Genomic DNA, 20,568 nt, shown 5'->3' on the forward strand with positions numbered 1-20,568 from the left:
GCAGCCAACGTGCACCAAGCTGAATGGGCAGCGCCACCCGATACTTGCGCATCACTTTGGACCCTTCTAGGCAGTGCGCCAATTGCAAAGACGATTCACATAAACTGAAGGGCAGGACGGCATGAAGAAATTTGCGTTCATTTTTCCCGGACAGGGCAGCCAGTTCATCGGCATGGGCAAGGAGCTCGCCGATGCGTTTCCAGAGGCAAAGGCCGTTTTCGACGAAGTCGATGCAGCACTTGGGCAGGGCCTGTCAGGCCTGATGTGGAGCGGTGACGAGGAAGAGCTTAAACTCACAGCGAATACGCAACCGGCCCTGATGGCGGTAAGTGTGGCAGCGATGCGCGCCCTGCAGTCCAGGGGCGTTGGACCGGAGGCTGCAGCATTCGTGGCGGGGCACTCGCTGGGGGAATACTCAGCGCTTGCAGCAAGCGGCGCTATCAGCGTTGCGGACGCGGCACGTGTGCTTCGCATCCGCGGCAATGCCATGCAGGCCGCCGTTCCTGCAGGCGAAGGCGCGATGGCCGCCTTGCTGGGCGCCGATCCGGACCAGGCCGTTGCACTGTGTGAACTCGGAGCGGCTGAGGGCGGTGTTTGCGAGATCGCGAATGACAATGCACCCGGTCAGATCGTGATTTCCGGGTCGAAGGCCGCAGTGGAACTCGCTGCGTTCAGGGTTTCAGAAGTCGGCGTGAAGAAAGCGATGATGCTTCCGGTAAGCGCGCCTTTCCATTGTTCGATGATGCAACCTGCCGCCGACGCGATGATGGAAGCGCTGGCTGGAATAGAAGTGAAGGCTCCTGCCACGGCTCTCGTGGCAAACGTTACAGCTGCGCCAACCACAGATCCGTCCGCCATTCGCCAGCAGCTGATCGAACAGGTAACGGGACAGGTGCGCTGGCGCGAAAGCGTGGAATACATGGTCTCCCAGGGCGTGGAGCTGTTTGTTGAGGCGGGCGCAGGCAAGGTGCTGAGCGTGATGAACCGGAGGACGGCCAAGGAGGTTGAAGGACTGACATTGGGCACACCGGAAGATGTCGAATCAGTTGCAGAACGTCTTGGCTAGGGCGACATAGTCTACAGAAACGAAAGAAACGCTCGGGAAGAAGGACGAAACCATGTTTGATCTAACTGGCCGTACGGCACTGGTCACCGGCGCGTCTGGTGGAATTGGAAGCGCCATAGCAAAGGCGCTCTCGGAGGCCGGAGCGAAAGTCGCCCTTTCCGGAACGCGTGAGGGCGTGCTTGAGGAGGTGAAGGCCTCACTACCAGGCGAAGCTGCAGTGGTGACTGCGAATCTCGGTGATGCAGAATCGGTTGATGGCCTGGTTGGCCGCGCTGAAGAGGCTATTGGGCCGCTGGACATCCTTGTCGCCAATGCCGGCATTACACGTGATGGCCTGCTGATGCGCATGAAGGATGAGGACTGGAACGACGTCCTGAACATCAATCTCGGTTCCTATTACCGCCTCACCAAGTCCGCCATGCGGGGCATGATGAAGCGTCGTCACGGCCGAATCGTCGGGATTACGTCTGTTGTCGGTGTGATGGGAAACCCTGGTCAGGCCAATTATTGCGCGTCCAAGGCTGGTATGATCGGCTTCACCAAATCGGTGGCTCAGGAAGTCGGAAGCCGCGGCATCACTGTGAACTGCGTGGCTCCGGGTTTCATAGAATCGCCAATGACGGACGTGCTTCCAGAGGCCCAGAAAGAGGCATTGCTGGGACAAATCCCGGCTGGCAAACTCGGTCAAGGTAGCGACATCGCTTCTGCTGTGGTTTACCTGTCCTCGAATGAAGCGGCCTATGTCACGGGCCAAACGCTTCACGTAAATGGCGGTATGGCTATGATTTAAGGCTGTTTACCAAACAGTTGCAGCCCTTGGCGACGTGATTATCTTCGTGCTACGGGGCATCCCAAGACCGGTTCGGTCTTCCTATCAGACATCATGAGAGAGGTTTTCCATGTCTGACGTTTTCGAGCGTGTTAAAAAGATCGTTGTCGAGAATCTCGACGTTGAGGGCGACAAGGTCGTCGAAACTGCAAGCTTCATCGATGACCTCGGTGCAGACTCTCTCGACCTGGTCGAGCTGGTCATGGCTTTCGAGGAAGAATTCAATATCGAAATCCCGGACGATGTTCAGGAGAACATCCGCACCGTCGGTGACGCTGTCACCCACATCAAGGCACACGTCTCCTAGGAGCAGCTGATGCGTCGCGTCGTCATTACCGGAATCGGTATCGTGTCCCCGCTCGCAAACGGGACCGAAGCCACATGGGAACGCCTCATCGCAGGCAAATCCGGAGCAGGTCCGATTGACCTGTTCGATACCAAGGATGTGCCCTGCAAGATCGCCTTCCAGGTTCCATGGAATGACGGGCGCGGCGGCGGCGCGGACGATCCGCATGCCTTTGATCCGGACAAGGCGGCCAGTTCCAAGGAACGTCGCCGGATAGACGAGTTCATTCTGTATGCGCTCGCCGCTGCTGACGAGTGCGTCGAGGACTCTGGCTGGAAACCTGAAACCGATCACGACAAGGAACGCACCGGCGTGCTTATCGGGTCTGGTATCGGCGGTCTCCAGTCCATCTACGACACGGCGATCACGCTGCACACGCAGGGTGCCCGCCGGGTCAGTCCCTTCTTCATTCCGTCCGCACTGATCAACCTCGCGTCTGGTCAGGTGTCCATCCGGCATGGATTCAAGGGACCGAACCATTCAGTCGTGACAGCGTGCGCGACTGGCGCCCACGCGATCGGTGACTCTGCCCGCCTCATCAAATATGGCGATGCTGACGTCATGCTGGCCGGCGGCGCCGAAGCCGTGATCTGTGAGATCGGCATTGCCGGTTTCTGTGCAGCCAAGGCCATGTCGACCAACTTCAATGATACGCCTGAGAAGGCCTCGCGCCCCTATGACAAGGACCGTGACGGCTTTGTGATGGGCGAGGGCGCGGCTGTCGTGATGCTCGAAGAGTATGAGCACGCCAAGGCCCGCGGTGCGAAGATCTACGCCGAAGTGGCAGGCTATGGCCTTACGGGCGACGCCTATCACATCACGGCGCCTGCTGAGGGTTCGGAGGGCGGCTACCGTGCCATGAAGATGGCGCTCGGCCATTCCGGTCTCGATGTTGCAGATATCGACTACGTCAACACGCACGGCACCTCGACGCCGAAGGGCGATGAGGGCGAAGTGGGGGCGGTCGAACGTCTGTTTGGCGACCACGCAAAGAATTTGTCGCTGTCATCGACAAAATCTGCGGTTGGGCACCTTCTCGGGGCTGCTGGTGCGATTGAGAGCGCATTCTGCGCGCTCGCCATTCGTGACCAGGTCATGCCTCCGACGCTGAACCTCGACAATCCAAGCGTTGATACGCCGATCGATCTCATTCCGCACAAAGCCAAGAAGGGCAAGGTCCGCGCGGCCATGTCGAACAGCTTCGGCTTTGGCGGCACGAACGCCTGTCTCATCCTTAAGCAGGCAGACTAGTTCCTATTCGCTGAGCACTGGGGCAAAGTGGGGCGGAATCAATCGATTGAGTCGCTTCCATGCGTTTTCTGAAAGCCATCCTTGTCCTTGTTTTCATCGGCGTCATCGTGGGTGGTGCCGCTCTGGGGGCAGGGTGGATGTGGCTGCAGAATGAGGTGGCGAAGCCCGGCCCCATTGTTGAGGAAACCAAGTTTCGCGTCGAATCCGGCGACCATGTCGGAGCTGTTGCACAGCGCCTCGAACAGCAGGGCATCATCTCTGACGCCCGCGCCATGAAGCTGCACGCCCGACTGAGCGGTCAGCAGGCCGCTTTGAAGGTGGGTGAATATGCGATCCCTGCACGGGCCAGCATTGGCGCCGTGCTCGATCAACTCGTCGAAGGCGATGTGATCCAGTATCGCATTACCATCCCCGAAGGTCGTACGACAGCGCAGATCCTGCGCCTGGTGGAAGCGCATCCCGATCTGGTGGGTGATCTGCCTGAGCGAGAGATCGGCGAAGGCACCCTGTTGCCCGACACCTATATCTTCGCATCCGACACGACACGCACGTCCATAATCGAGCGTATGGAGAAGGCGCAGGACGATCTGCTGGCAGAGCTCTGGCCTGATCGTCAGGAGGGTATCCCCGTTTCGACGCCTGAAGAGGCCGTGATCCTGGCGTCCGTCGTGGAGAAGGAAACCGGCATCGCAGAGGAGCGCCCACTCGTCGCCGGCCTCTTCACTACACGTTTGAAGCGCGGAATGCGCCTTGAAAGTGACCCGACGGTGATCTACGGCGTCTCGCGCGGAGAGCCGCTCTATCGCACGCTGAATGGCAAGCAAGTACGCCGCACGCTTTACCGCTCCGAACTGAACCGGCCGACAGACTGGAATACCTATCAGATGGACGGCCTGCCGAAGACGCCCATCTGCAATCCGGGCCGGGATGCGATAGCGGCTGTCCTGAACCCGCCGGAAACCGAATATGTCTTCTTCGTCGCGGATGGCAAGGGCGGTCACCTCTTTGCCGAAACGCTGGCTGAGCATAATCGCAATGTTGCGGCCTATCGCGCCTATGAGCGCGAGGAGATTGCCCGGGAGCGCAGCAATTGACTGACAGAGTATCGTCGATGACAGGCTTTGCCCGCGTTTCGGGTGAGGCCGACTGGGGAAGCTGGGCGTGGGAGGCAAAGAGCGTAAACGGTCGCTCTCTCGACGTTCGCGTCAATGTGCCGAGCGGTTTCGAAGCGCTGGAGAGGCAGGTCAAACAGGCCGCGTCCAAAGCCTTCGCACGGGGCAATCTCCAGATCGGCCTTCGGATCGACCTGTCGGCGGGCAAGGAAACGCTGGTGGTGAATGCCGACGCGCTGAGTGCTGTTGTCCGCGCCTATCAGAACGTGTCGTCAGCGCCGGTTGATGGCAATGCGCTGGCGACGCTGATGACGATCAAGGGCGTCGTTGAAGCAGGCGCGCAGTCGACGCGCGACATTGGATCGGATGAGACGATCATTGCTGAGCTTGGCGCCGCGGGTGAGCAGCTTGTCGCCGACCTAGCGGCTTCAAGGCTCAGTGAAGGCGCCGCGATGGCCCACGTCATCGGCAACTACCTTGATGAAATGGAGGCGCAACGCGTTCAGGCCGTGGCGCTTGCCGGTGACCAGCCAAAGCTTCTCAAGGCCCGGCTCGAAAAGCAGATCGCTGAACTCGAAGCCGACAAGCAAGTCGATAGTGATCGCATGGCCGCAGAAATTGCGCTGGCGGCGGCCAAGGCCGATGTCCGTGAAGAACTCGACCGTCTTGCCGCACACATCAATACCGGCCGCACCCTGCTGTCGGGCGGCGGTGCAATCGGGCGAAAGCTCGATTTTCTGGCCCAGGAATTCAATCGCGAAGCCAATACGCTCTGCTCAAAATCGGTCAGTCTCGATTTGACGAATGCGGGACTCGCGCTCAAAGGACTGGTGGACCAGTTCAAGGAGCAGGCAGCGAATGTCGAATAGCGGACATCCGAAAGACCAGGGCCAGCGACGCGGCCTGATGCTGGTTATCTCCTCGCCCTCCGGTGCAGGCAAGACGACGCTAGCTCGCAAGCTGATGGAAGAGTTTTCCGATATCAAACTGTCCGTCTCCGCCACGACGCGTGAGCCGCGACCAGGCGAGAAGAACGGCATCGACTATCACTTCAAGTCGCGCGAGGATTTCCGTGAGATGATCGCGCGGCGCGAATTCCTCGAATGGGCGCTGGTCTTCGACAACCTTTATGGCACGCCGCGCGCGGACACCGAACGCCTGCTCGAGACCGGTCATGACGTCCTGTTCGATGTCGACTGGCAGGGCGCCGATGCATTGCACGACCAGATGCCGCGCGATGTTGTTTCCGTCTTCGTGTTGCCGCCCAGTATCGACGCGCTCAAAGCACGTCTTGCAGCGCGTCCTGGCTCTACGGATGAGATCGTCGAACGCCGCATGCGCGACGCGAAGGCGGAGATGCGCCACTGGCGGCGTTATGATTATGCTATCGTCAATGACGACCTTGAAGTTGCCTATCAGCGCCTGAAGCGCATCCTGCTGGTCGAGCGCCTCAAGCGTCTGCGCCAGCTCAGCCTCGAGGATCACGTCCGAGAGCTGATGGGGGAGGCGTAGAGCGTCGTCAGTCTGCGCGCCAAAGCGCGGAACTCTTCCTGCGTCAGGGTTTCCGCCCGGGCTGTAGGGTCAATATCGCAGCTTTCCAGCCATTCAGTCGCATCCACGCCCCGTGACTTTGCCAGCGATTTGAGGCTTGCGCGGAGCATCTTGCGGCGTTGGCCGAAGGCGGCGGTTGAAACCTTTTCTAGCGTTTCGACGTCTTCAAAGCGCTTCTCTGCCGGGAGTGGTGTCAGCACGGCCACAGCGCTGTCGACCTTGGGCGGCGGGCGGAAGGCGCCTGGGGGCAGGGTGAAGGCGATGTGCGCGTTGCAGACGGCATGAGCGAGCACGGCGAGCCGGCCGTAATGCGACGTGCCTGGCCCGGCGACGATGCGCTCGGCGACTTCCTTCTGAAACATCAGCGCCATCTCGCCGCGCCATGGGCCAGTCTTCAGCCAGTCGACCAGAAGCGGCGTGCCGACATTGTAGGGAAGGTTCGCGATAATCATGGCGGGCGTCTCGCCGCCTGCTTCGCCAATCAGCTTCTCCCAGTGCACCTTGCGCGCATCGCCCTGGTGGACCGAGAGCTGGCCGGTTGCCGCCTCAGGCCAGTCGGTAAGGGCGGAGGCAAACCGCTCATCAGCTTCGACGGCGATCAGCTTGCCCACGCCTTCCTTCAGCAAGGCGCGCGTGAGGCCGCCCGGGCCGGGGCCGACTTCGATGACGGTCCGCCCTTCGACAGGCCCTGCGGCAAGCGCCGTACGGCGCAAAATGTCCGGATCGAACAGGAAGTGCTGGCCGAGCGCCTTGCGGGCGCGGCCTTCGGTGAGGCCGGGGTCCTGATCAGACATTCTGTAGCCTGTTGGCGGCCATTTCAGACGCGAGCCTGATCGCCGCGATCAGGCTATCGGGCTTTGCTGTTCCGTCGCGGGCCGCATCATAGGCCGTACCATGATCGGGGCTGGTGCGAATGATGGGCAGGCCGAGCGTCGTGTTTACACCGCCCCAGAAATCGAGCGTTTTGACCGGGATAAGCCCCTGGTCATGTGTCATGGCGATCACTGCATCGAAGCGACCATCCAGCATTTCCGCAAAGACCGTATCAGCAGAGCGGGCATCTGTGACATCCATACCTTCCGATCGCAGCGTACGCGCCAGCGGGTTTATGATGTCGCGTTCCTCGGTGCCGATCGTGCCATTCTCGCCGGCATGAGGGTTGAGACCCGTCAGCGCAATGCGTGGGGCGTTCAGGCCGAAATCCTGTTTCAGTGCCGCGCACGTTATCTGCGTCACCTGCCGCAGGTGCGAAGGCGTCAGATGCTGCGGCACATCGAGCAGGGGAACATGAATGGTCGCCAGCGCGACCCTCAGGCCTCCGCCAACGAGCATCATGACGGGTGGGAAGACCCCGCCTTTCTCCCGTTCGCAGATGGCCGACAGGAACTCGGTATGACCGGGATGGTTGAACCCTGCGGAATACAGAACGGCCTTCGAGATTGGATTTGTGATCACGCCTGCGGCGTCGCCGGACAGTACGTGAAGCGTTGCCCGTTCAATACTTTCAAGGATGCCGGATGCCATGGATGCGTCCGGCGTTCCGCGCACGACACCTTGCAGCCGGCTTTTGAGCGGCATGATGGGAAGTGCCGACCCGAACACACTGGCCGCATCCGCGGGATGGCTGATCATGGCGACTGGAACATCATAAAGCGATGCATCACCAATCACATAGAAGGCGTGACCGGGAGACTGGTGCAGCGCCTTCCAGGCTTCGCCCGTAATCTGAGGTCCGCAGCCAGCAGGATCGCCCATGCTGATGGCGAGAGGGGGGAGGGCACTATCGGTCATCGCAGCTGCTTACTTGAGAAGCGCTGCAGCGTTCAAGGCTCTGCCTGACTAGCTGCCGCGCTGGATAATTGTCGCTTCGCGCCGCAAATTGCGAAGAGACCGTTGGGAAATCATCGACAGCTGGCGTGAGAACAAACGATCCTCAATTTCCTCGCGGGATGGCAGCGTGCTGCCGGTTTCGTCGAAATCGCAGACGAACATGACGGCAAGTGTGCCGGACATCGCGAAGATGTCGGTCGCTTCACCAACGTTGGTGGACTCAACAAGGGCGCGGCCTTCCGGGCCAAGATCGGCAAGGCGGAAATCGTCTAGGCGCGAAGCGCTGAGGTTTGGGTCATTTTCCGCGAGTTCTTCTGCGCCGTCACAGCTGCCTGCTGCTGCCACTGCGGTCCTGAGCTTGTCCTCGTCGCCATCCTGCACAGCGAGACGAACGAGATCGACCAGGGCAACGGTTTCGGTGGGCTCGCGCTTGCCCTGGAAAGCAATAATGTAAATACCGTCGTCTACACGGATCGGGTCGGAAAGGCCTTCCTGCGGCATGGCCTGCACAGCCTCGGCCACGGCAGGATCCAGGTCCTCAATGGAAACCCAGCCCATGTCGCCGCCGGCCGCGGCTGTCGGAGCGGATGAAAATCGCTGAGCTGCAAGTTCGAATGGGGCGCCCGCCCGAAGTTGCTCAAGGATGGTATTGGCGCCTGCGGTCGCCTGCTCCTTTTCCGCGTCTCCCGGCGCATAGAGAAAGATCTCGCCAATCCGGTACTGGGTCTTTTGCGAGGCGGCCTTCAATTGTGCTAGCTGTTCATCGATCTGGTTTTCGGAAATCCGGATTCTGGAGCCATACAGCCCTCCCATGATCCGGCGCCACGCGATTTCCGAGCGCATCTGTTCCTGCAGGCTGGAGGGGTTTACGCCGGCTGCGAGGAGTACATTGATCAGTCCGTCCCGGTCCATGCCGGACTGTCGGGCCATATCAGAGACGGCAGACGCGATGTCCTGATCGGAGACTTCCACTTCATACTCATTCGCTTCCTGCAGCTGCAGTTTCTCGTCGATCAGCTCATCCAGTGCCTGAGCGGTGATCTGTTGCACCTGCTGCTGATTCGGGCTTTGCACGCCGAGCGTCAGAAGGAGCAGCGCAGCACGTTCGCGCACGTCGCTGTAGGAGATCGGTTCGTCATTGACGATTGCGACGATGCCTTCGATCGTCTGGGCTTCCTGCGCGGCGGGAGCGGGTGTTAGCGCAGGCGCCGAAAATGCGAGAGCGAGTGCGGCGATGCCGAATTTCATCATACTTACCTCCACGACCGCCATGCCAGCCGATGTCGCTTAAATTATGGCAGACCATACCGTCAGAAACATGTGAAGCAATCCGAAGATGCCAGTTGCCAAAGCGTATATGGCTGCGTGCAAATGAACCTGCACTGAATTAGTCGAAGCTGTTCGAACCAAAGTCGCCGAGTGTCTTCAGACCAAAGCGGAACATGATCGAGTCGGATGGTCCGAGTTGGCGGTCCACCTGCTCGGAGCGTTCAAATACCAGTTCGAACCGGGAACAGTCATCCTGATATCCAACGCCAATGGAATGACGAATGTCGCGATTGCTTTCAATATCGCGCTGCAGACCGTAGGTGACGAAGTAGTTGTCTGTAACCGAGACTTCGGATTGCAGGATCACGCCTTCCTGACGAATGCCGGCCTGCGTAATTTCCTCGTCAATCTGATAGTAGATTGCCGAAGCGAGAAATCGGTCGAACCGCAAGTCAACGCTCGTATCAAGGCGGTTCAGCTCCAGGCTGTCGTCGTCGAGACGGACCTTTGCCTTGAAGGTGAACGGACGCCCCCAGTCCAGGGACACTGCGCCGAGCCAGTCGCTGGCCGTGCCATCAAGATTGCTTGGAACGTCGAAAGCTGGATCATCGCGGTCCCGCCAGCGACGCCCTGCCAGGGCCGACAGCTGCACCCCGGACTTCCAGCGCGCAACGGTCGATATGCCGGCGCCGATCTTGCCGTCGCCCTCGTAGAGGTCGTAGCCTGCCTGACCATTGGCGTCGAACAACGAAGATGTGTCGAGTTCGTAGAACAGGCCATCTTCAATCGGTATCTCGGCATCGTTTGGCCCCTTTGTCCCGACCGCAGCCATCACAATGGGTTCCACTATGATGTCCACGCTCTTTCCTGGCCGATAGAAGGGAAGGGAGAGCTCCGTGCCGATCGCGCCGACACCCCGGTCCACCGTGTCGCCATCTCCGGTATTTGGAAAATCGTTCAACTCATACCGGTCAAACCGGGCCTCAGCGAATGGCTGGGCGACAACGCCGCCTGGCAGGATCTTCTGGACCGACCAGTCTGCGCCAACCGTGAGACGGTGGCTGTCCGGGCCGGTCTGGCGCGAAAGAAAGGCAGTTGAGGCATTGAGGCCAGCATAACCAAAAGCGCCAAGGTCGAGGTCATACTGCGCATAACCGAGGGGCAGGACGTCAGCAATGGCCGCTTCCCTCTGATCGGTCAGCCGCAAATTGTCGAAGGTCAGAACGGAGGCGTCTGCATACCAGTTGGATGACTGTCCCACCGCATAGAGCTGTGAGAGCAGCGTTCTCGGCTGGTTTGTGTACAGGCCGCGTTTGTCATTCTCTCCGCGAATATCGTAGCGCTCGATATAGAGGTCGTCCGTCGTTTCTTCGACGCCGAAGCCCCAGAGCCAGTTCTCATTGATACTGAACTGGCCATCGGCGAAAATGTGCCCACGCCACTCCTGTTCACCGAACTTCTCACCATCGGAATCGAATTCCTTCTCATTCGTGACGGTTGCACTGATGTTCAGATTGCCCGACCAGAACCGCTTTCGGTAGTCCAGTTCCAGCAGCGGATTTACCTTCGAATACACGGCCGGAGAGATAGTCAGATCCTGATAGGGGGAAATGGCCCAGAGATAGGGTTGCTGATAATTGAACCCGGTCTTGGACGAACTTCCCAGCGTCGGGATGAGAAAGCCGGACCGGCGTTCCGCCTTGGGGTCAGGGTGCGCAAAATAGGGCAGGTAGATGACCGGAATGCCTGCGATTTCGAGGACGGCGTCCTTGTACGTGTACATGCCGTCGTCTTCGTCGAGCACGGCTTCGCGCGCCCGGATCGCCCATGTCGGTGTGGTATCCCCTTCGCAGAGCTCGCATGCGGTGAAGATCGCTCGATCCAGCGTATTCAGCGTCTCGTTTTCACGGCGGGCGGAATTGGCAGAAGCGGTTGCTCCATCCGGTGAGCGCATGGCGAACTCGACCGCATACCCGTTTGCAAGGTCAGCATCGGTCTCCACCTCATCGGCGAAGCGTTGCGTGCCGTCAGGTTCGAGAATGACCACATTGCCCTGCGCGCGGACGCGGGCTGTAGAGCGGTTATAGGTCAGCCGGTCAGCGGTCAGCACGCGGCCCTGATATTCTGCAGAAACATTGCCTTCGGCGACGACCGTGTTCTCGTTTTCGAGGACATAGACATTGTCAGCCTGCAGCGTGACTTTTCTGGATTCCGCAGCCTCGTTCGGGGCGGCCTGCGCGAGCGCGAGCGGAGCGACCGCTCCCAGTGCGATCGCAGCAAATGCGGTTTTCCAAACGGCCATGAGGCCTCCTAAATTTACCAAATACCCGGTGATTCCCGCATAAGCGGCCTTGTCAGGCCCGTCCAGATTTACATGCCACCCTTGCGGGTTATTCACGCGTGGTGTTGCAGCCCGGACAAAGCCGACGCGGCTTCAGGCCCGGGATGCGAACCCCCCGGCATGCGTGATGGCGCGGCCGTCCAGCTCCAGTTCCATCAGGGCCGACGCACATTGGCGCGCCGAACAGGCGCTCGCCTGTGCGATATCGTCGATGGAGAGAGGAGTAGGCGAGAGCGCCTCGTAAACGCGTGCAGCCAGCTCGTCGGAAATGTCTGTTTCAGGTTCGTCGATGCGCGAAGGGGCGCTGTGATTGAGCAGATCCCATTGGCGGTCGATCTGCGCGCTGACAGCCTCAATGACGTCATCGGCGTGCCGCACCAGCGTTGCACCGTTTCTGAGCAGGCGGTTGGTGCCAGCTGTCCTGGCATCGAGAGGCGAGCCGGGAACCGCCATGACTTCGCGCCCCTGTTCGCCTGCCATGCGCGCGGATATGAGCGAACCAGAGCGTTCCGCTGCTTCGACGATGACAGTGCCGAGTGCCAGTCCCGTAATGATGCGGTTACGACGCGGAAAATCCCTGGCCGTCGCGCGGTGGCCGAAACGCCGCTCTGACACAATGAGTCCCTGGCGTGAGATCGCCTGATAAAGCTCCTGGTGTTGCGGCGGGTACAACTGATCCACACCCCCCGCCAAAACGGCGATTGTTCCGCTATCCAGGCTGGCAGCATGTGCTTCACCATCTATGCCGCGAGCCAGGCCTGACACGGTCACGAAACCGGCTTCGCCGAGGCCTGCTGCAATCAGGCGCGCCAGCTTGCGGCCGGCAGCCGACGCATTGCGCGCGCCGACGATTGCTATGGTCGGACGGGTGAATAGGTCGACATTCCCAACCACTGAAAGTACAGGCGGGGGCGGGGAAAGGGGCGAAAGGGCTTTCGGAAAGTCTACCTCACCCGCACACAGAAGCACGCCGCCGGCTTGCCGGGTTTGTTCGATTTCCTGACGGGCGGCTGCAAGGTCAGGCTTTAGTCGCGGGATCGCTTTCGATGCTTCTGCTGGAGAGCCAAATTTTTCGATGAGCTGAAAGAAGCTGACCGGGCCGATATTTGGTGTGCGCGCCAGAGCGAGCCATTCAAGCCGCTCATGTTCCCCCAGACGGTTCGTCATTCCGTCTCTGCCGGCTTTTTCTTCTCGCCAAATTTCGGCTCGGTTCCCTTCAGCAGGCGTTGAAGGTTTGCCCTGTGGGTCCAGAAGACGAGAAGGCTGAGGGCGGCCAGGACACCGACGGCAAAATGGGTTTCACCCAGCAGATAGGCGCCAATCGGGACAATCGCGGCGGCTGTGAGCGCGGCAAGAGACGAGATCCTGAACAGGAGAAACATGCCGAGCCAGACAGGACCGCCAACCATCAGCCCTTTCAGGGAGGCAAATGTCAGCAGGCCGGCATAGGTGGCAACACCCTTGCCCCCCTTGAAGCCCAGCCAGACCGGATAACAGTGTCCGAGAAAGGCAGCGGCACCAGCAATGAGTCCGACATTGCGGCTCGCGAACGCGAAGGTGAAGAACAATACAGCAAGCCCCGCCTTGAAGCTGTCGAGGATCAGGGTCGCAAATGCGAGGTCCTTCCGGCCGGTCCGAAGCACATTGGTCGCGCCGATATTACCAGACCCAATCTGGCGGATATCCCCGAGCCCGGCGGCCCGCGTCAGGATCAGTCCGAATGGGATCGACCCCAGCAGGTATCCGCCGACTGCTGCAACAATATAAGGAAGGTAAGTCATCGCATCATCCTGGCGCAGGCCGAAGCCTGCCTTGTTGCCTAGCTTGTTTCGTCAACAGCCGCGAGCGTCAAGGTAGAAGGATACAAGCCACGCCGTTCAGGGGCTCGACGCCCTAGCGGAACTTGATCTAGTGTGGACGCTCGCTTCGGGGGACAGGAGACGACAATCGACGCCAGTGAAAGAATACTCAGGGCAGCCATCACCCTGATCGGCGAAAACGGTCCCGATTTGCTGACACACCGAATGATTGCGGAGGAAGCAGGGCTTTCTCCGGGTACGGCGACCTATCATTTCAGTTCGCTCGACATCCTCGTGGAGCGGGCATTTGCGCTGTACGTTTCAGACTATGAAAAGGCGCTGATCGACGCGCTGAACGCGAGGCCGCTGAGAACCGTCCGGGATGTAACGACATTCCTGACTCGCATGACGGCCCTGGATGCCGGGGATTCCGAGTTGGCCCGCATTGAATATGCGATGATCCTCTACGCGCGCCACAATGAAGCCCTGCAGGATCCGGTGAGCCGCTGGTCGGGCTTGTTGCAGGAGGCCGTTGCCGACGGGTTGCGCAAAGCGGGCGCGACAAGCCCGGACTATATCGCAGGCATCGCCGTCAGTTTCTGCCGGGGTGTGGAAATTGAAGTGCTTTCCAGGGGCGGCACCGTCGAAGAATCCTGGATGCGATCACGGCTCGATGCAATTTTCGGCCTCTTCGACTAGCGTTCAAACACTGTTTCGCCAGCAATGATTGTCCGGTTGACGCGGCCGACCATTCGACGGCCATCAAAAGGGGAGTTCAGCGAGCGCGACCGAAGGTCTTCACGCTCGCAGAGCCAAGGCTTGTTCGGGTCAAACAGTATGATATCGGCAGGGGCTCCCACGGCGAGACGCCCCTGTGGCACGCCAATGATGTCGGCCGGGCTCGCCGTTACGGGGCGCAGCGCATCGAGAAGGCCAATCCGCTCATCCTGCACAAGGGCCAGTAGCGCCGAAAGTGCCGTTTCCAGACCAGCAGCACCAAACGCGGCCTCGCCAAATGGCAGCCGCTTTTCTTCTGGGGGTTGGGGGTCGTGGGCGGACACCACCGCATCGATCTCGCCTGCGACCAGTGCGTCGATGAGGGCTTGGCGGTCCTCTTCGCGGCGGAATGGCGGGTTGACCTTGCAATAGGTGAGATAGTCGCCGACATCGAGTTCATTGAAAAAGAGATGATGCGCGGCCACGCTAACGTGGAGACGCACGCCGCGTCGGCGCGCCTCGCGGATCATCTCCATGCTTCGGCCCGTCGAAACCTGATCAACCAGCAGCGTGCAGCCCGTCGCTTCGGCGAGAAGCAGGTCGCGGCCCAGTCCGATCCATTCGGCTTCGCGGGGCAGCCCGGAAAGCCCCATCCGCGCAGCCTGTGCACCGGCATTCATGACGCCGTTGACCCCGAGGGAGTGCTCATTCGGACGGCTGGACACAATCGCCTTGCAGCTCGCTGCATAGCCCATGGTCCGGCGAAGGACGGAAGCGTTCTCGACGGGCAGGTCGCCATTCGTGAAAAACACTGCGCCCGAGCCGGACATCATCGCGATCTCCGCCATGGCCTCACCCTTAAGGCCCTTGGTGAGCGCTCCTGCCGGGTAGATTCGGGTCTTTGCGGTTTCCCGCCCGCGATTGGCGATAAACTGGACGAGGGCCACATCATCAATGACAGGATCAGTGTCCGGCATCACGACCATGCTGGTGACGCCGCCAGCCACCGCCGCGCGGGAGGCGGTCGCAAGTGTCTCTTTCTGCTCTGCCCCTGGTTCTCCCGTCTTGACGCGAAGGTCGATCAGGCCCGGCGCTGCAATGAGACCACCGGCATCAACAGTCTCATCGGCCTGTTCACTCACGTCACCAATCGCCGCGATGATACCGTCTTCCAGAAACAGCGAGCCGCTTTCATCCAGCCCGGAAGCCGGACAGGCCAAACGCGCATTCTTGATCAGCGTCTTCATCGGCGTCTCCCCGAGAGAAGCTTCAGAACGGCTTCGCGAACAGCTACCCCCATTTCCACCTGCTCGGTGATCACAGACCGTTCACCATCAGCAATTGCGCTCTCGATCTCGACGCCGCGATTCATCGGGCCGGGGTGCATCACGGTTGCATCGGGCGCGGCGTGTTCGAGGCGTTCGGCCGTCAGGCCAAAATTGCGGAAATATTCTCGTTGGCTGGGCAGGTATGCGCCGTTCATCCGCTCGAGCTGCAAGCGGAGCATCATGACGACATCTGCCCCTTCAATGGCTTCGTTAAAGTCACTGATCGCGCGGATGGCGCCCCAGGTATCCGTGCCCGATGGCATCAGCGTTGCCGGACCGCACAGCGTGACCTCCGCACCGAGCAGGTGCAGCGCCATCGTTGTTGAACGGGCCACACGCGAGTGAAGGATGTCGCCGCAGATCGTGACCTTCAGGCCTTCGATGCGTCCCTTGGCGCGGCGGATGGTGAGCGTGTCGAGCAGGCCCTGGGTCGGGTGCTGATGCGTGCCGTCACCGGCGTTGATGACAGCGCAATCCACCTTTCGGGAAAGCAGTTTCACCCCGCCGGAGGCCGAATGCCGGATAACGATTGCGTCGGGTGCCATGGCGTTCAGGGTCATGGCGGTGTCGATCAGCGTCTCGCCCTTCTTCACGCTGGAAGCGGCGACGGGCATGGAGACAACATCGGCACCGAGACGCTTTGCGGCAATTTCGAAGCTGGACATGGTCCGCGTCGAATTCTCGAAAAAGAGATTGATCACCGTCATGTTCTTCAGGTGCGGCTCAGGCCGATGACCGGCTCGGGTCGCCTCCGCAAACTCTTCGGAAAGATCGAGAATGTGTTCGATGTCGAGCCGGGAAAGATCCTCAATGCTCAACAGGTGGCGGTGCTCAAATTCGTAGCTGTAGCCCGGAATGGCCATGCGCTGCCTTTCGATTTTTGGCGGTTTATGCGCGATTCCTGCGAAGGGCAAGGGGCAGCAGCCAGCACCTCAGAAAAGCCCCGCCGCAAGACAGGCAAACCAGATTGCCGGCATGGTTACAATTGAAAGTACGGTCTGCATGGCGATCAGGTTTGCTGCGAGCGGTGCATCCCCGCCGAGCTGCCGCGCGAGGATATAGGAGCTCGTTGCGGTCGGGACAGATGCGCAGATGACGGCGATGGCGAAGGGCGTGCCTGTCAGACCGAGCATTAGCGCGCCTGCAATTGTCAGCGCGGGCAGCCCGAGCAGGCGCACGAGCGACCAGACGAGCGTCCGCGTACCGGCCCGGCCGAGCGCCGCGATATCCATGCCGGCACCCGCTGCCAGAAGACCAAGCGCGATTGTACCGGCGCCAAGAAGGTCAATCGTCTCGTCGACAAGCGCAGGCAGTTCGACGCCCGTTGCGGCGAGTGCGATCCCGATGACGCAGGCGATGATGAGCGGATTGCGGGCAAGCTCGACCGCCGGGTTGCGCTTCGGCAGGTCGGTGCGCTCGGCATGGGAGGTGAGGGCGGCGACGCTCAATATGTTGGCGGTCGGGATCATGGCGGCGGCTGCAATGGCAACCAGTGCGAGGCCTTCAGTGCCGAAAATGCTGCCGCCGATGGAAAGACCGACAAAGGTATTCCAGCGGACATTGGACTGGATGATTGATCCCACAGCCGGCCCGGTGATCTTCGGCCAGGCCCGCGCGAGCAGGCCGAAAGCACCAAGCAGGCATTGGGCGACAATCAGGATCAAGGCCAGCTTCCATGGCGCTGTCTCAAAAGGCGCATTGGCGAGCGCGCGGATGATAAGTGCAGGGAAGAGGACGATGTAGGCGAGCCGCTCAATCGCGCGCCAGCCATCGTCAGGAAGCACTGTCCGCCAACCGAGAAAACGGCCGAGCGCAACGATGGCCATGACGGGGATGAGCGCGCTGATGAAGGCGTTCATGACGCGTTGGCCAGCCTGTCGATGGCTGTCTGCAGGATGATGGCGGCAGCAGATGCGTCGATCAGTTCTGCGCGTCGGGCGCGCGAAAGGTCTGCCGTGATCATGGCGCGTTCGGCTTCGGAACTGGTCAGCCGTTCGTCCTGGAAGGCAATCGGGATGTCACGGCGTTCGAGAATATTGCGGGCCAGTGCGCGGGCAGACTGAACACGCGGTCCTTCAGATCCGTCCATGTTCAGGGGCAGTCCCATGACGATGCCGACCGCGCGCCGCTCGTCCACGATTGCCATGAGGCGGTCGAGCGAGGGGCCGAGCTTGCGGCCTTTCTGAATCGTCTCGACCGGCGATGCGATCAGGCGTGCCCCGTCACAGGCGGCAATGCCGAGCGTCTTCGACCCCGGATCGATCCCGATCAGGACACCGAAGGCCGGCAGGTCGAAAAGGTCAGTTACAGCCATGACGGAGTGTGGGCTCTTCTCTTGAATTTGCCCTGCCTAGCGCGTAACGGAGCCTTGTGTCGATTGGAGAAAGCCCATGAGCGTTAGCAAGGATGATGTTCGCAAGGTCGCCCGCCTGTCGCGGATTGCCGTGAGCGAGGACCGTCTCGAGCCATTAGCCAATGAGCTGACGTCCATCATGGGGTGGATTGAGCAACTCAATGAAGTCGACGTGGACGGCGTGGAGCCCATGACGTCCGTGGTCGACGCGACGCTTCCAATGCGCGATGACGTCGTGACTGACGGCAACATCCAGGACCAGGTGCTAGCCAACGCTCCAAAGAGCGATGACGGCTTCTTCGTCGTCCCGAAATCGGTCGAGTAGCTATTCTTCGGTTTCGACTTCGGAAGCTGCCTCGGCTGCGTCTTCATCCCACTCATAGATCGCGGCGATAGGGCAGCGCACGGACGGAATGTCGGTGCGGTCCGGACCGAAGACGCTGTCAAAGGCGTAAATCGAGTCGCCGCGCGACACACAGCCAGCACCCGGGAACGTGTCAAAGCTCAGCGATTGCGCGTGGCTGAGGTCGTGACACCGGCCCATGGTCTCGATGAGGTATTCATCATCCACGCCCTTTTCCACGATAACGGTGTTGCGCGTCGGTGCCCGGAAATTGTCGATGGAAGAGCGGAAACAGATCCTGTCGACCTGTTCGCCGAGCCGCGCATCCGTGCGCCAGGCTTCGTCCTGTTCACCCGTTTCGGAGGTGGTCGAACATCCCGCCAATCCCATCAGCACGGTGATCGCGGCAATCGTCATTCCATTCAGCTGTTTCATGGTGAGCTCCCTGTTTGAGGCCGGTATTAGACGTCTATTTCTGTACTCCTGATGAACAACTGGTCATCCGGTCAAGCTGTTGCAATTCAGCAGGATCATCCTTCGGGGCTTGAACTTTCGGCCAAGGCCAGCATACCAGAGCCGAAATTCGCTTCCGGACATACCAGACTTCCATGACCGACCTTACAAAACTTTCGCTTGCGGGCGCACTCGATGGCCTCAGATCCAGGTCTTTTTCATCCGTAGAGCTGACGCAGGCTTTCATAGACGCCATCGAAGCGTCTAACGACACGCTGAACGCCTATGTCGTCAAAACGCCCGAAAAGGCGCTTGAAATGGCCGCTGCTTCGGACAAGCGCATCGCTTCCGGAGCTGCCGGAGCGCTGGAAGGCGCGCCGCTGGGTGTGAAAGACCTTTATTGCACCAAGGGTGTGCGCACGACGGCCTGTTCCAACATTCTGGGCGAGTTTACGCCCACCTACGAATCCACCGTCACGCAACAGTTGTGGGATCGCGGTGCCGTCATGCTGGGCAAGCTAAATATGGACGAGTTCGCCATGGGCTCGTCGAACGAGACATCGCGCTTCGGGCCGCCAGCAAACCCATGGCGCAGGTCCGGCTCCAACCAGACGCTGACCCCCGGTGGATCGTCGGGCGGTTCTGCGGCTGCGGTGGCTTCTGATCTCTGTCTCGGTGCGACGGCCTCTGACACTGGCGGCTCCATTCGCCAGCCAGCAGCGTTTACCGGTACGGTCGGCATCAAGCCGACCTATGGGCGTGCGAGCCGCTACGGCATGGTGGCCTTTGCCTCTTCGCTCGACCAGGCCGGACCGATTGCCAAGACGGTCGAAGACAGCGCCATCCTGCTGGAAGCCATGTGCGGTCATGACGCAAAAGATTCGACGTCATTGCCTGAGCCGGTGCCAAACTGGCGGGACGCGGTGCATCGGGGTGTTGAAGGCATGAGGATCGGGATTCCGAAGGAGTACCGGGTCGACGGCATGCCGGACGAGATCGAGGCCCTGTGGAGCCAGGGTGTGGAATGGCTGAAAGCGCAGGGTGCCGAGATCGTCGATGTGTCGCTGCCGCATACGAAGTACGCGTTGCCGGCCTACTACATCGTCGCCCCGGCCGAAGCGTCATCGAACCTGGCGCGCTATGACGGCATGCGGTATGGCGCACGGGTCTCGGGCGATAATCTCGTGAACACCTATGAGGGCACACGCAGCGCCGGCTTCGGACAGGAAGTCCAGCGCCGCCTGATGATTGGAACCTATGTGCTCTCATCTGGCTATTACGACGCCTATTATCTCCGGGCACAGAAAGTCCGCACCAAGATTTTGAACGATTTTCAGAATGCATTCGAAAGCTGCGACGCGCTTCTTACGCCGACATGCCCCTCGGCGGCCTTTGCCTATGGTGAGAAGGCGGGCGACCCTGTGCAGATGTACCTCAACGACATCTTCACCGTGACGGCAAACCTGGCCGGCCTGCCGGGCATCTCCGTTCCAGCGGCGCTGGACGGTCAGGGGCTTCCGCTCGGCCTTCAGGTGATCGGCAAGGCGCTCGACGAAGAGGCCTGCTTCCGCGTTGGCGGCGCGCTGGAACAGGCGGCTGGCTTTGTCGCTAAACCGGACAAGTGGTGGTAAGCTCCGCCAATGAGCCGAAAGACGCGAACCTTCATCTATGCTACCAGTGCTTTTGCGATCATGTTGTTCATGATCGTCCTTATGGCATGGCAGCAGGGTGTGGACCCCTTCCATCCGCGCACGCGCATGTACTGGCTGGCGGCTGTCGTCACAGCTCTTTACCTCTCCCTTCGCGGGGCGCTCTTCGTAGAGCGCCTGCAATACCGGCGCAGCCAGCGACAGGACCGCGTCGATACGCCAAGTCGGCTAAGCAAGAATATCGATGACCGGATGGCCGCCCGCAAAGCACGCGTCGATGCGGCCCGCCAGAAGCAGGAGCAGGCTTCCGGAAATAGCTGAAACTGAGCCG

Annotated in this window: 22 protein-coding genes; 11 read left to right on the plus strand and 11 right to left on the minus strand. The window is 60.4% G+C overall.

Annotated elements, in window-relative coordinates; translation table 11 throughout:
* The first annotated feature begins 121 nt into the window (after nucleotides 1–121).
* The 7 genes from fabD (at nucleotide 122) to gmk (ending at nucleotide 6,116) form a co-directional block, all read left to right on the plus strand.
* Nucleotides 122–1,066, plus strand: coding sequence for an ACP S-malonyltransferase (fabD, locus tag B8746_RS09885; RefSeq protein WP_084393530.1), 945 nt, complete (start codon nucleotides 122–124; stop codon nucleotides 1,064–1,066).
* 52 nt (nucleotides 1,067–1,118) lie between these two features.
* Nucleotides 1,119–1,856 (plus strand): 3-oxoacyl-[acyl-carrier-protein] reductase, encoded by a 738-nt coding sequence (gene fabG / locus B8746_RS09890; protein ID WP_084393531.1) that lies wholly within the window; start codon nucleotides 1,119–1,121, stop codon nucleotides 1,854–1,856.
* A gap of 109 nt (nucleotides 1,857–1,965) precedes the next feature.
* A complete protein-coding gene (locus tag B8746_RS09895) occupies nucleotides 1,966–2,202 on the plus strand; it encodes an acyl carrier protein (protein ID WP_084393532.1) in 237 nt (78 codons plus the stop codon).
* Between the two features lie 9 nt (nucleotides 2,203–2,211).
* Nucleotides 2,212–3,492, plus strand: coding sequence for a beta-ketoacyl-ACP synthase II (fabF, locus tag B8746_RS09900; protein ID WP_084393533.1), 1,281 nt, complete (start codon nucleotides 2,212–2,214; stop codon nucleotides 3,490–3,492).
* Nucleotides 3,493–3,551: 59 nt separating this feature from the next.
* Nucleotides 3,552–4,586 (plus strand): endolytic transglycosylase MltG, encoded by a 1,035-nt coding sequence (gene mltG, locus B8746_RS09905; protein WP_084393534.1) that lies wholly within the window; start codon nucleotides 3,552–3,554, stop codon nucleotides 4,584–4,586.
* A complete protein-coding gene (locus B8746_RS09910) occupies nucleotides 4,583–5,473 on the plus strand; it encodes a YicC/YloC family endoribonuclease (protein WP_084393535.1) in 891 nt (296 codons plus the stop codon). Before mltG ends, B8746_RS09910 begins: the two co-directional genes overlap by 4 nt.
* Complete coding sequence (gmk, locus tag B8746_RS09915) at nucleotides 5,463–6,116, plus strand: guanylate kinase (RefSeq protein ID WP_084393536.1); 654 nt, start codon at nucleotides 5,463–5,465, stop codon at nucleotides 6,114–6,116. Before B8746_RS09910 ends, gmk begins: the two co-directional genes overlap by 11 nt.
* Here gmk and rsmA read toward each other — a convergent pair.
* The 6 genes from rsmA to plsY form a co-directional block, all read right to left on the minus strand.
* Nucleotides 6,086–6,949 carry a 16S rRNA (adenine(1518)-N(6)/adenine(1519)-N(6))-dimethyltransferase RsmA gene (rsmA, locus tag B8746_RS09920; RefSeq protein WP_084393537.1) on the minus strand — a complete coding sequence of 288 codons (864 nt, stop codon included), beginning with the start codon at nucleotides 6,947–6,949 and terminating at the stop codon, nucleotides 6,086–6,088. The two genes, gmk and rsmA, sit on opposite strands and share 31 nt — an antisense overlap.
* Nucleotides 6,942–7,946, minus strand: coding sequence for a 4-hydroxythreonine-4-phosphate dehydrogenase PdxA (gene pdxA, locus B8746_RS09925; RefSeq protein ID WP_084393538.1), 1,005 nt, complete (start codon nucleotides 7,944–7,946; stop codon nucleotides 6,942–6,944). Before pdxA ends, rsmA begins: the two co-directional genes overlap by 8 nt.
* 48 nt (nucleotides 7,947–7,994) lie before the next feature.
* Nucleotides 7,995–9,236: a peptidylprolyl isomerase gene (locus tag B8746_RS09930; RefSeq protein WP_233124148.1), complete on the minus strand. Its 1,242-nt coding sequence runs from the start codon at nucleotides 9,234–9,236 to the stop codon at nucleotides 7,995–7,997.
* A gap of 136 nt (nucleotides 9,237–9,372) precedes the next feature.
* Nucleotides 9,373–11,556: an LPS-assembly protein LptD gene (locus B8746_RS09935; protein ID WP_084393539.1), complete on the minus strand. Its 2,184-nt coding sequence runs from the start codon at nucleotides 11,554–11,556 to the stop codon at nucleotides 9,373–9,375.
* A gap of 132 nt (nucleotides 11,557–11,688) precedes the next feature.
* Nucleotides 11,689–12,762 carry a DNA-processing protein DprA gene (gene dprA, locus B8746_RS09940; protein WP_084393540.1) on the minus strand — a complete coding sequence of 358 codons (1,074 nt, stop codon included), beginning with the start codon at nucleotides 12,760–12,762 and terminating at the stop codon, nucleotides 11,689–11,691.
* Complete coding sequence (gene plsY / locus B8746_RS09945) at nucleotides 12,759–13,376, minus strand: glycerol-3-phosphate 1-O-acyltransferase PlsY (protein WP_084393541.1); 618 nt, start codon at nucleotides 13,374–13,376, stop codon at nucleotides 12,759–12,761. Before plsY ends, dprA begins: the two co-directional genes overlap by 4 nt.
* A gap of 132 nt (nucleotides 13,377–13,508) precedes the next feature.
* On the opposite strand from plsY, the gene B8746_RS09950 reads away from it, so the two are divergent.
* Entirely contained in the window at nucleotides 13,509–14,093 is a 585-nt protein-coding gene (locus B8746_RS09950; protein ID WP_084393542.1) for a TetR/AcrR family transcriptional regulator, read from the plus strand.
* Here the strand turns inward: B8746_RS09950 and B8746_RS09955 are convergent.
* From B8746_RS09955 to ruvX, 4 genes are all read right to left on the minus strand, one after another.
* Nucleotides 14,090–15,358 (minus strand): dihydroorotase, encoded by a 1,269-nt coding sequence (locus B8746_RS09955; RefSeq protein ID WP_084393543.1) that lies wholly within the window; start codon nucleotides 15,356–15,358, stop codon nucleotides 14,090–14,092. The genes B8746_RS09950 and B8746_RS09955 overlap by 4 nt on opposite strands.
* Nucleotides 15,355–16,302 carry an aspartate carbamoyltransferase catalytic subunit gene (locus B8746_RS09960; protein WP_084394196.1) on the minus strand — a complete coding sequence of 316 codons (948 nt, stop codon included), beginning with the start codon at nucleotides 16,300–16,302 and terminating at the stop codon, nucleotides 15,355–15,357. The genes B8746_RS09955 and B8746_RS09960 overlap by 4 nt, the downstream gene beginning before the upstream one ends.
* A gap of 69 nt (nucleotides 16,303–16,371) precedes the next feature.
* Nucleotides 16,372–17,298: an AEC family transporter gene (locus B8746_RS09965; protein ID WP_084393544.1), complete on the minus strand. Its 927-nt coding sequence runs from the start codon at nucleotides 17,296–17,298 to the stop codon at nucleotides 16,372–16,374.
* On the minus strand, nucleotides 17,295–17,753 hold the full coding sequence (ruvX, locus tag B8746_RS09970; RefSeq protein ID WP_084393545.1) for a Holliday junction resolvase RuvX: 459 nt from the start codon (nucleotides 17,751–17,753) through the stop codon (nucleotides 17,295–17,297). Before ruvX ends, B8746_RS09965 begins: the two co-directional genes overlap by 4 nt.
* A 76-nt stretch (nucleotides 17,754–17,829) precedes the next feature.
* Between ruvX and gatC the strand changes: the two genes are divergently transcribed.
* Entirely contained in the window at nucleotides 17,830–18,117 is a 288-nt protein-coding gene (gatC, locus tag B8746_RS09975) for an Asp-tRNA(Asn)/Glu-tRNA(Gln) amidotransferase subunit GatC (protein ID WP_084393546.1), read from the plus strand.
* Here gatC and B8746_RS09980 read toward each other — a convergent pair whose 3' ends face one another.
* Nucleotides 18,118–18,570 (minus strand): DUF6491 family protein, encoded by a 453-nt coding sequence (locus tag B8746_RS09980; protein ID WP_084393547.1) that lies wholly within the window; start codon nucleotides 18,568–18,570, stop codon nucleotides 18,118–18,120. It lies immediately after the preceding gene.
* Nucleotides 18,571–18,743: 173 nt separating this feature from the next.
* On the opposite strand from B8746_RS09980, the gene gatA reads away from it, so the two are divergent.
* Nucleotides 18,744–20,219 carry an Asp-tRNA(Asn)/Glu-tRNA(Gln) amidotransferase subunit GatA gene (gatA, locus tag B8746_RS09985; protein WP_084393548.1) on the plus strand — a complete coding sequence of 492 codons (1,476 nt, stop codon included), beginning with the start codon at nucleotides 18,744–18,746 and terminating at the stop codon, nucleotides 20,217–20,219.
* Nucleotides 20,220–20,228: 9 nt separating this feature from the next.
* Nucleotides 20,229–20,558 carry a hypothetical protein gene (locus B8746_RS09990; RefSeq protein WP_084393549.1) on the plus strand — a complete coding sequence of 110 codons (330 nt, stop codon included), beginning with the start codon at nucleotides 20,229–20,231 and terminating at the stop codon, nucleotides 20,556–20,558.
* Nucleotides 20,559–20,568 lie beyond the last annotated feature (10 nt).

The sequence above is a fragment of the Henriciella pelagia genome (assembly GCF_002088945.1).
GTDB lineage: Bacteria > Pseudomonadota > Alphaproteobacteria > Caulobacterales > Hyphomonadaceae > Henriciella > Henriciella pelagia.

What these genes read in the sequence shown, in the direction of transcription:
- fabD (WP_084393530.1), top strand. Translation starts at nt 122, where the DNA reads ATGAAGAAATTTGCGTTCATTTTTCCCGGACAGGGCAGCCAGTTCATC.
- fabG (WP_084393531.1), top strand. Translation starts at nt 1,119, where the DNA reads ATGTTTGATCTAACTGGCCGTACGGCACTGGTCACCGGCGCGTCTGGT.
- B8746_RS09895 (WP_084393532.1), top strand. Translation starts at nt 1,966, where the DNA reads ATGTCTGACGTTTTCGAGCGTGTTAAAAAGATCGTTGTCGAGAATCTC.
- fabF (WP_084393533.1), top strand. Translation starts at nt 2,212, where the DNA reads ATGCGTCGCGTCGTCATTACCGGAATCGGTATCGTGTCCCCGCTCGCA.
- mltG (WP_084393534.1), top strand. Translation starts at nt 3,552, where the DNA reads ATGCGTTTTCTGAAAGCCATCCTTGTCCTTGTTTTCATCGGCGTCATC.
- gmk (WP_084393536.1), top strand. Translation starts at nt 5,463, where the DNA reads ATGTCGAATAGCGGACATCCGAAAGACCAGGGCCAGCGACGCGGCCTG.
- rsmA (WP_084393537.1), bottom strand. Translation starts at nt 6,949, where the DNA reads ATGTCTGATCAGGACCCCGGCCTCACCGAAGGCCGCGCCCGCAAGGCG.
- pdxA (WP_084393538.1), bottom strand. Translation starts at nt 7,946, where the DNA reads ATGACCGATAGTGCCCTCCCCCCTCTCGCCATCAGCATGGGCGATCCT.
- B8746_RS09930 (WP_233124148.1), bottom strand. Translation starts at nt 9,236, where the DNA reads ATGATGAAATTCGGCATCGCCGCACTCGCTCTCGCATTTTCGGCGCCT.
- B8746_RS09935 (WP_084393539.1), bottom strand. Translation starts at nt 11,556, where the DNA reads ATGGCCGTTTGGAAAACCGCATTTGCTGCGATCGCACTGGGAGCGGTC.
- dprA (WP_084393540.1), bottom strand. Translation starts at nt 12,762, where the DNA reads ATGACGAACCGTCTGGGGGAACATGAGCGGCTTGAATGGCTCGCTCTG.
- plsY (WP_084393541.1), bottom strand. Translation starts at nt 13,376, where the DNA reads ATGACTTACCTTCCTTATATTGTTGCAGCAGTCGGCGGATACCTGCTG.
- B8746_RS09955 (WP_084393543.1), bottom strand. Translation starts at nt 15,358, where the DNA reads ATGAAGACGCTGATCAAGAATGCGCGTTTGGCCTGTCCGGCTTCCGGG.
- B8746_RS09960 (WP_084394196.1), bottom strand. Translation starts at nt 16,302, where the DNA reads ATGGCCATTCCGGGCTACAGCTACGAATTTGAGCACCGCCACCTGTTG.
- B8746_RS09965 (WP_084393544.1), bottom strand. Translation starts at nt 17,298, where the DNA reads ATGAACGCCTTCATCAGCGCGCTCATCCCCGTCATGGCCATCGTTGCG.
- ruvX (WP_084393545.1), bottom strand. Translation starts at nt 17,753, where the DNA reads ATGGCTGTAACTGACCTTTTCGACCTGCCGGCCTTCGGTGTCCTGATC.
- gatC (WP_084393546.1), top strand. Translation starts at nt 17,830, where the DNA reads ATGAGCGTTAGCAAGGATGATGTTCGCAAGGTCGCCCGCCTGTCGCGG.
- B8746_RS09980 (WP_084393547.1), bottom strand. Translation starts at nt 18,570, where the DNA reads ATGAAACAGCTGAATGGAATGACGATTGCCGCGATCACCGTGCTGATG.
- gatA (WP_084393548.1), top strand. Translation starts at nt 18,744, where the DNA reads ATGACCGACCTTACAAAACTTTCGCTTGCGGGCGCACTCGATGGCCTC.
- B8746_RS09990 (WP_084393549.1), top strand. Translation starts at nt 20,229, where the DNA reads ATGAGCCGAAAGACGCGAACCTTCATCTATGCTACCAGTGCTTTTGCG.